Source organism: Pseudomonas sp. HMWF006, from assembly GCF_003061205.1.
Classification (GTDB): domain Bacteria; phylum Pseudomonadota; class Gammaproteobacteria; order Pseudomonadales; family Pseudomonadaceae; genus Aquipseudomonas; species Aquipseudomonas monsensis.
In genome coordinates this window covers 1-8,570 of sequence record NZ_QAIU01000521.1, presented here as the reverse complement: position 1 = coordinate 8,570, position 8,570 = coordinate 1, and the positions used below count along the sequence as shown (strand labels likewise).

At 60.5% G+C, this 8,570-nt stretch carries 6 protein-coding genes; 5 read left to right on the top strand and 1 reads right to left on the bottom strand.

The genetic code is table 11. The annotated features are described in order from the left end of the window. The 5 genes from DBR24_RS23490 to DBR24_RS23470 form a co-directional block, all read left to right on the top strand. Positions 1 to 960, top strand: a 960-nt coding sequence (locus DBR24_RS23490; RefSeq protein ID WP_128615938.1) for a sensor histidine kinase, incomplete at its 5' end; no start/stop codon positions are given. A 217-nt stretch (positions 961 to 1,177) separates the two neighbouring features. Beyond that, the gene (locus DBR24_RS23485) at positions 1,178 to 3,985 is read left to right on the top strand and encodes a multicopper oxidase domain-containing protein (RefSeq protein WP_128615937.1); all 2,808 of its coding nucleotides are present in this window, start codon (positions 1,178 to 1,180) and stop codon (positions 3,983 to 3,985) included. Next, positions 3,982 to 5,085 (top strand): SCO family protein, encoded by a 1,104-nt coding sequence (locus DBR24_RS23480; RefSeq protein ID WP_128615936.1) that lies wholly within the window; start codon positions 3,982 to 3,984, stop codon positions 5,083 to 5,085. The genes DBR24_RS23485 and DBR24_RS23480 overlap by 4 nt, the downstream gene beginning before the upstream one ends. A gap of 94 nt (positions 5,086 to 5,179) precedes the next feature. Beyond that, positions 5,180 to 6,673, top strand: coding sequence for a HAMP domain-containing sensor histidine kinase (locus tag DBR24_RS23475; RefSeq protein WP_128615935.1), 1,494 nt, complete (start codon positions 5,180 to 5,182; stop codon positions 6,671 to 6,673). Next, complete coding sequence (locus DBR24_RS23470; RefSeq protein WP_123467480.1) at positions 6,642 to 8,072, top strand: sigma-54 dependent transcriptional regulator; 1,431 nt, start codon at positions 6,642 to 6,644, stop codon at positions 8,070 to 8,072. Before DBR24_RS23475 ends, DBR24_RS23470 begins: the two co-directional genes overlap by 32 nt. Before the next feature lie 159 nt (positions 8,073 to 8,231). Here the strand turns inward: DBR24_RS23470 and DBR24_RS23465 are convergent, their stop codons facing one another. After that, positions 8,232 to 8,534, bottom strand: a complete 303-nt coding sequence (locus DBR24_RS23465; RefSeq protein WP_256591761.1) for a hypothetical protein — start codon at positions 8,532 to 8,534, stop codon at positions 8,232 to 8,234. Positions 8,535 to 8,570: the final 36 nt, after the last annotated feature.

Here is an 8,570-nt window from a genome sequence, read left to right as displayed (position 1 = left end):
ATTCCGGTATCCGCCAGCTACCACGACGTCGACAAGGCCCGGGAAGAGCAGAAATTCGTCATCCCGCCGGATTACATTTTTATCGAAAATTACATTCCGCTGTTCGACGCCGAGGGCAAGAATGTCACGGCGATGGTCGAGATCTACAAGGAACCCAAAGACCTGATCGCGCGCATGGAGCGCGGTTTGACCCTGATCTGGCTGGCGACTGCGCTCGGCGGCGGGCTGATTTACCTGGGCCTGTACTGGATTGTCCGGCGTGCCGCGATCCTGCTCGCCGCCCAGCAAAAACAACTGATCGCCAATGAAACCTTTGTTGCGCTGGGCGAGATGTCCTCAGCTGTCGCGCATAGCCTGCGCAACCCGCTGGCGACCATCCGTTCCAGCGCCGAACTGGCGCTGGAGTTCGATGCCGGCCCGGCCGAGAAGAACATCAAGGACATCATCGGCCAAGTCGACCGCATGTCGAAATGGGTGCGTGAACTGCTGCAGTCGTTGCGTCCGCTCAACGATGACCCGGAGCCGGTGAACCTTGTGGCCGCACTGCACGAAAGCCTCGTCGCCTTCGAACAGCAGATCGCCCGGGCCGGGGTAACAGTGGTGTTTCATCCGCAGCAGACGCCGATGGTGCTCAGCCAACCGGTGCAACTGACGCAGATCCTCAACAGCCTGCTGGCCAATGCACTGGAGGCGATGGACAAGGGCGGCACGCTGACCGTCAGCCTGGAACCGAGCGACGACCGCGGCGTGTGTGTGGTGCTCAGCGACAACGGCAAAGGCATGAACGAAGAACAACGGACCATGGCGTTCCGGCCGTTTTTCACCACCAAATCAGGTGGCTTGGGCGTCGGCCTGGTACTGGTCAAACGCATCATGGAACGCTTCGGCGGCGGCGTGACCCTCGACAGCCGCGAAGGCGAGGGCACCACCGTTCGCCTGGCCTTTCAACTGGTCCCCTGAAACACAGATTCCCCCTGTAGGCGCTGCGGCAGCTCCTGAATCAGTTGTGCATCGCCATAAAAATTTATGAACTTCCCCCACCAATGGGTGTCAAGCCCCGGTCACCGGGGAGTGGGGAAACCCACAGACCTTCCAAGTCCCTGTTACAACTGGAAATAATTTCTTGGCGCACTAGTTGCAAAACACCATCACCCCTTCCTTGATGAGGCGGCTGGTGATGGACAGAGCAACGCGTGACCCAAGCAACACCTTTCTGCTGACGCCGCTGAGCGTCTTTCTGATGTTGACCCTCGGCACCATGGTCGGCGTTCGCGCCAGCCCCATTGATGACGAACGACAGCCAGAAACCTCAGACCCGTCGGCGTACTACGACGAGCCGGCAGACGAACCGACCGCACTCAATGCCATCCTGACCATGCCCGAGGCCAACGAAGATTCCTTCGATTTGCCCGACGGGGTCAAAGGCACGCGGAACTCGACCCGCACGGAAAACGTGCTGCCGCCCACCGTGCAGACCAGTTTCAACTACCCCACCAACGGCAAGCCGAGCCCGCTCTATGGTGCGCAGCCGTTCACCCAGCAGTTGACCCTGTTCGAAGAGTTCGGCCCGGAAAAACTCGACCCGACCACTCCGGCCGCGCCGTTGCCGTTTCCACCGGCCGCGATTGGCCCGGCCCCGGCCCAGGATCCGAACAACGTCGCCCGCAGCGCGCCACCCGGCAGCGCCCTTGATGCGTTTTTGCGCCAACCGGGGCTGACGCCATTCCCCAGCCAGTTCGCCAACGTCGTCGACCGCAACCCGTGGCAGGCGCAGATCGAAGTGTTCCTCAACCGCCACATCGGCTCCTCCGCGGAAGGACGGCCACCTGGAAAAGGCTGGTCGCACCAACGCTGGAACGAGTTCTACCCGCAAGTCGCCTATAAAACCGTACAGACCGGCGCGCGCCTCAACGGTGGCCTGCGCGACAGTCGGCAAATGCACGGCTACGCCATGGGCGAGTTCGGCCTCGGCGGTCTGTACCACAACGTCGCCGGTTTACCGGTGACCGATGGTACCGCCAAAGGCGTCGACCCGCGCTTCCACCCGAATATGCCCGTGCAGAACCACAACTCGGTGTGGACCTTCGACGGCACACTGCCGCCGAAACTGTTGATGGTGCGCTACGGCCAACCGGTGATGATGCGCCACTACAACGGCTTGCCGATCGACCCGTCAGCCAACCGTGGTTTTGGTCTGCATACCATCAGCACCCACGAGCACAACGGTCACGCGCCGGCAGAAAGCGACGGTTATGCCAACGCGTTCTTCTTCCCGGGGCAGTTCTATGACTATCGCTGGCCGATCCAGCTCGCCGGTTACGACAGCATCAACACCAAGGCTGAAGACCCGCGCGCGGCGTTCCCGTGCGCGCCGGGCGAGACCCTATGGGTCAACGATCTGGCCCCGGCGAAGAAGACCTGCAATAACGGCACCATCAAGATCCGCGGCGACTGGCGCGAAACCATGAGCACCCACTGGTTCCACGACCACATGCTCGATTTCACCGCGCAGAATGTCTACAAGGGCAACGCGGCGATGATGAACTACTACAGCGCGCTGGATCGCGGCAACGAGTCGGTCAACGACGGCGTCAACCTGCGCTTCCCCAGCGGTAGCGCCTTGCCTTGGGGCAACCGTGATTACGACATCAACCTGGTGTTCGCCGACAAAGCCTGGGATCAGGAAGGTCAGTTGTGGTTTAACCCGTTCAACACCGACGGCTTCATTGGCGATCAGGTGCTGGTCAACTGGCAGTGGAAACCGACCCTCGATGTGCGCGCACGCAGTTATCGTTTCCGCATTCTCAACGGTTCGGTGTCGCGCTACTTCAAACTGGCGCTGGTGCGGGAAATCAAAGGCAGTGGCGGAGAGTTCCAGGGGCCGAAAAACTTGGGCGTGACCTACAGCCGCGTGCCGTTCCACATGATCGCCAACGACGGCAACATCATGGAACACAGCGTGCCGTTCGACGGCAGCATGGACCTCGACGCCGACGGCGATAAACAGAACCACAACGCGATCCTGCCGACCCAAGGCATCGCCGAGCGCTTCGACATCATCGTCAACTTCTCGAAAAACGGTATCAAGCCTGGCGACAAGCTGTTCTTCCTCAACCTGCAGGCGCAGGACGACGGCAAAGGCCCGAAAGAAGTGATCCCCCTGGCCGACGTGCTCTCGGAAAAATACCTGCCGGTGATCAAGCAAACCAGCAAAGGCCCGCAGTGGGACAAGGGAGATCCGGTGGTGGGCAAGGTCTTGCAGCTCAACGTCAAGGCCTACACCGGCCAGGATCTGGCGATGAACCCGGCGGCCTACGAACCGGCCAAACCGGGCAAGGCTGAAGGGCTGGTGATGATCCCGCTGAAAATTCACCGCGACAACGCTGCCGACAAGGCGCTGCTGGCCAAGGCCCGTCACCGCACCTTTACCTTTGGCCGCGCCGATGGCACCGATGAAGCGCCGTGGACGGTCAAGACCGATGGTGGTTTTGGCTACCACATGGACCCACGGCGCCTGAACGCCTCGACCCAGTTGTCCAGCGGCCCGACCGATGCCGGTGTCACCGGGTTCGGCACCCTTGAAGTGTGGAATATCAAGGCTGGCGGCAAGGGCTGGAGCCATCCGGTGCACGTGCACTTCGAGGAGGGGATCATCCTCAGTCGCGGCGGCAAGGCTCCGCCAGAATGGGAAAAATGGGCGCGCAAGGACGTCTATCGGATCGGTTCCGAAGCCGATGGCCTGGACAGCGTCGAGATGGCGATCAACTTCCGCGAGTTCGCCGGGACCTACATGGAGCACTGTCACAACACTCAGCATGAGGACAATTCGATGCTGCTGCGTTGGGACCTGGAAAAACCCGGTCAGCTGCAACTGATGCCCACCCCATTGCCAAGCTGGGACGGTGTGCGCTACGTCAACTCCGCCGCGCTGCCAACCTTCCGCAACGGTGACGGTATGGGCCCACAAGTGGTGGTCAAGCCATGAACCGTCGTCACGGTGACAGCCAATCCGTGCATACCCCGCGCTCCCGGGCGCTGGGCATGCACCTGGTGTTGATGCTGGTGGTCTGTGTGCTCGCCAGCCGTGTGCTGCTGGCGCACCAGGCCAGCGTCGGCGAACCCCCTGCGGCCAGTGAATCCGCCACCCCGTGGGGTGGCGACTATTTCCCCAACACCTTGCTGACCGATCAGGACGGTCAGCAGGTGCATTTCTTCGATGACCTGATCAAAGACAAAGTGGTGGTGATCAATTTCATCTTCACCTCGTGCAGCGACTCTTGCCCACTGGAAACCGCGCGCCTGCGTCAGGTGCAGAAACTGCTCGGAGATCGGGTCGGCCAAGACATTTTCTTCTACTCGATCAGCATCGACCCGCTCAGCGATACGCCCGAAGTGCTCAAGGCCTATGCGCAGCGCTTCAAGGTCGGCCCCGGCTGGAAGTTTCTCACTGGCGATTTCGCCGATGTCACCGACTTGCGCAAGAAGCTCGGGCTGTTCATCGAAGGCGTCGACAACGGCCGCAGCAAGGATCACAACCTCAGCCTGATCGTCGGCAACCAGACCACAGGGCGCTGGATGAAAGCCTCGCCATTCGAGAATCCGTGGATCCTCGCCGATCAACTGGCCAACACTTTGCAAAACTGGAAACAGCCGAGCATCGAAGAAAGTTACGCCAACGCCCCGGACATTCGCCCGCCGAGCAATGGCGAAGAACTGTTCCGCACGCGCTGTGCCTCGTGCCACAGCCTCGGCCCGCAGGATGGCCAGGGCCTTGGCATGCGCAGCATCGGCCCAGATCTGATCGGCGTAACCCGCCACCGTGATCCGCAGTGGCTGAATCGCTGGATCCGCGAACCGGATCGCCTGCTCGCGGAAAAAGACCCGATTGCCTTGCAACTCTACGAACAATTCGAGCGAATCCCGATGCCCAATCTGCGCCTCGACGAACAGTCCGCGCAGTCGATTATCGACTTCCTCAGCGACGAAACCGAGCGTCAGCAACCGTCCAGCAGTGCCGTAGCCGACGGTGCTTTGACGCCAGTAAAACCGGGCGATCCAGCCGCGACGGTGAGTCGGATGCGGTAGCGGCGAAATAGCATCATTGAACCGTGTGTCGCGGTCAGAGCCACCTACACTGATGGCTGTAACTGGCTCGATACAAAACCTCCAGGGCACTCCCATGCAGCGACTGGAAGCACAAAAAACATCTGCGCCGGACACGTCGGCGGCAATGGGCAAAAGTTGGCGCGAACAGTTCAATCTGCTGCGTTGGTTCTCGCTCGCGAGCTTTTTCATCATCGCCTCCGTGGCAGTGGGGCTGGGGTACATCTCGACGCGCTTTGTCGTCACCGAAAGTGTCGAGCGCGACGCCTTGCTGACTGCACAATTCGTTCAGGCGATTGGCGCGGCGGAAATACGCCACGCCGGCATCACCCCGGCGCGGACCATGGGCGAAATGCTCGACCCGCGCCAGGACGACAACTTTCCCGATGTCGACCCCGTTGCCCATGCAGCCGCCCGCGCCGAGTTCCTCGACCATGTCCAACACCTGCCCGACGTTCTCCTGGCCACGGTGTATGCGCTGGATCGCACGGTGATCTGGTCGACCAATCCCGAACTGATCGGGGTCAAGTTCGAGGATGACGACGAACTCGACGAGTCGTTCGAGATGAAAGTCGCGGTGTCCTCCAGTTATCACAAGATCGACGATGAGAAACCCGAGCAGCAGTTACTGCGCGAACCGAAGTATTTGTTCATCGAGAACTACATCCCGATGTTCAACGCCGACAAAAGCAAAGTCGTTGCCATGGTCGAGATCTACAAGGAGCCGGCGGATCTGGTCGACCGCATCGACCGTGGATTTGCCTCGATCTGGGCCGCCACGTGTTTCGGCGGTGCGGCGATCTTTCTGGCGTTGTTCTGGATCGTCCGCCGCGCGGCGAAACTGCTGCAGAGCCAACAGCAACAGTTGATCAGCAATGAAACCTTTGTCGCTCTCGGCGAAATGTCCTCGGCGGTGGCGCACAGCCTGCGCAATCCGCTGGCGACCATTCGTTCCAGCGCCGAACTGGCCCAGGAAATCGCCAGCCCCGGTGCGCAACGCAATATCGGCGACATCATCAGCCAGGTCGATCGCATGTCGCGCTGGGTCCGCGAGTTGCTGGTGTCGCTGCGGCCGATGAATGACGACGGCGAAGCGGTGGACCTGGTGATGGCGGTCGAAGACACCGTTGGCGCCTTCGAAGCATTGATCAAACGCTGCAACGTCGAAGTGCGCTTCACACCGCAAAATTGCGCGCTGGTGGTCAGCCAGAAGGTGTTGCTCACGCAAATCCTCAATAGCCTGTTTGCCAACGCCCTCGAAGCCATGCCCAAGGGCGGTGTGCTCAGCGTCGAATTCGAATCGCTGCAGCCTGACAGCGTGCGCCTGACCGTGAGCGACACCGGCAAGGGCATGAGCGCGCAGCAGCAACTGTTGGTGTTCAAACCGTTTTTCACCACCAAACAGGGCGGCCTCGGGGTTGGCCTGGCGTTGGTCAAACGCATCATGGAGCGTTTCGAAGGTTCGGTCGTGCTGACCAGCCGCGAGCAGGAGGGAACCCGCGTCAGTCTCAACTTCAAAGTGGCATCGGGAGGGGAATATGGAACACAGCATTCTGCTGGTCGAGGATGACGAACTGCTGGCCGAGAATATTCAGACCTACCTGGAGCGCAAGGACTTCGAGGTGACGGTCTGCCATTCGGCCGAAGACGCGCTGGGGCAACTGGAAACCTTCATGCCCGACATTGTGCTGACTGACAACTCGCTGCCGGGCATGAGTGGTCACGACCTGATCCAGAAGCTGCGCATCAGCGCGCCGGATCTCAAAGTGATCATGATGACCGGCTACGGCAACGTCGAAGATGCCGTGGTGGCGATGAAGGAGGGCGCCTTTCATTACGTCACCAAACCGGTGGCGTTGCCGGAACTCAAACTGCTGCTCGACAAGGCCCTGGCCACCGAGCGGATGGAGCGTACGCTGTCGTTCTATCAGGACCGCGAGGCACAGAAATCCGGGGTGCAGGCGCTGATCGGCGACTCGGCGCCGATGCAGTTTCTGAAGAACACCATCGGCCAGTTGCTCGATGCCGAGCGGCGCATGGCCAACACCGATCTGCCGCCGGTTTTAGTCGAAGGCGAGACCGGTACCGGCAAAGAACTGGTGGCGCGTGCGCTGCATTTCGATGGGCCGCGTAGCAAAGGCCCGTTCATTGAGTTCAATTGTGCGTCGATCCCGTCGAATCTGGTCGAGTCGGAACTGTTCGGTCACGAGAAAGGCGCGTTCACCGACGCCAAGGATCGTCGCGTAGGTTTAGTGGAAGCCGCGGACGGCGGCACACTGTTTCTCGATGAAGTCGGGGAAATGGATCTGCTGTTGCAGGCCAAGCTGTTGAAGTTGCTGGAGGACCGGACGATTCGCCGGGTTGGTTCGGTGAAGGAGCGCAAGGTCAATCTGCGGGTGATCAGCGCCACCAACTGCAACCTTGAGCAAATGGTCCAGCAGGGCAAATTCCGTCGTGATCTGTTTTTCCGCTTGCGGATCATTTCGATCAAGGTGCCGCGCCTGTATGCCCGAGGTGAAGACATTTTGATGCTGGCCCGGCACTTCCTCGCCAGCCACGGCAAACGCTACGGCAAGCCGAACCTGCATTTCAGCGATCAGGCCGAAGAACTGCTGCTCAGTTACACCTGGCCGGGCAACGTGCGTGAGTTGCGCAACATGCTTGAGCAAACCGTGCTGTTGGCGCCGAGCGACACCATCGCCGCGCATCAGTTGAACGTGTGCATGAGCCTGGTCGACGAACCGCCGCTGCACCTGCACGAAGTGCCGACGCACTACGAATCCCGTCCGGCGAGCAATACCGAGTCGATGAACCTGCCGGAAGTCGAGCGCGACATGGTGCGCAAGATGCTCGACAAGACCGACTGGAATGTCACCAAATCCGCGCGCCTGCTGGGCCTGAGCCGCGACATGCTGCGCTACCGCATCGAGAAACTCGGCCTCGCCCGGCCGGACAAACGGCAGTGGTAAAAATGCAGAGGTCCGAGCCAGCACAAAACCTTGTGGGAGCGAGCTTGCTCGCGAATGCAGTGTGTCAGTCAGCATACACGTGACTGATCCACCGCTTTCGCGAGCAAGCTCGCTCCCACAGGGTTATCTGGCGTGTGCAGAATGTTTGGGCAACCCGGATCAATGCTGCTGTCGGCTCAAACACTCCAGCAAACAACCCGGATCCAGCACCTCGTCATTCACATAAATCCCGCGCTCGGCATCGTACGTGCGGATAAACACCCGCACCGTCGCATCCGCCACCGTCGGTAATTGTGAATCGTAGAATTCATGGTCACCCGGAATCACCACAAAATCCTGCGGCGCCGTATCCTCGTAAGGCCTTGGCGGCGTGGCCTGCAGTGAATACGGGGCAGGGTGGGCGAAGGGCTGGTTCGGCCCGACAAACGGCAGTGGTAAAAATGCAGATGTCCGAGCCAGCACAAAACCTTGTGGGAGCGAGCTTGCTCGCGAATGCAG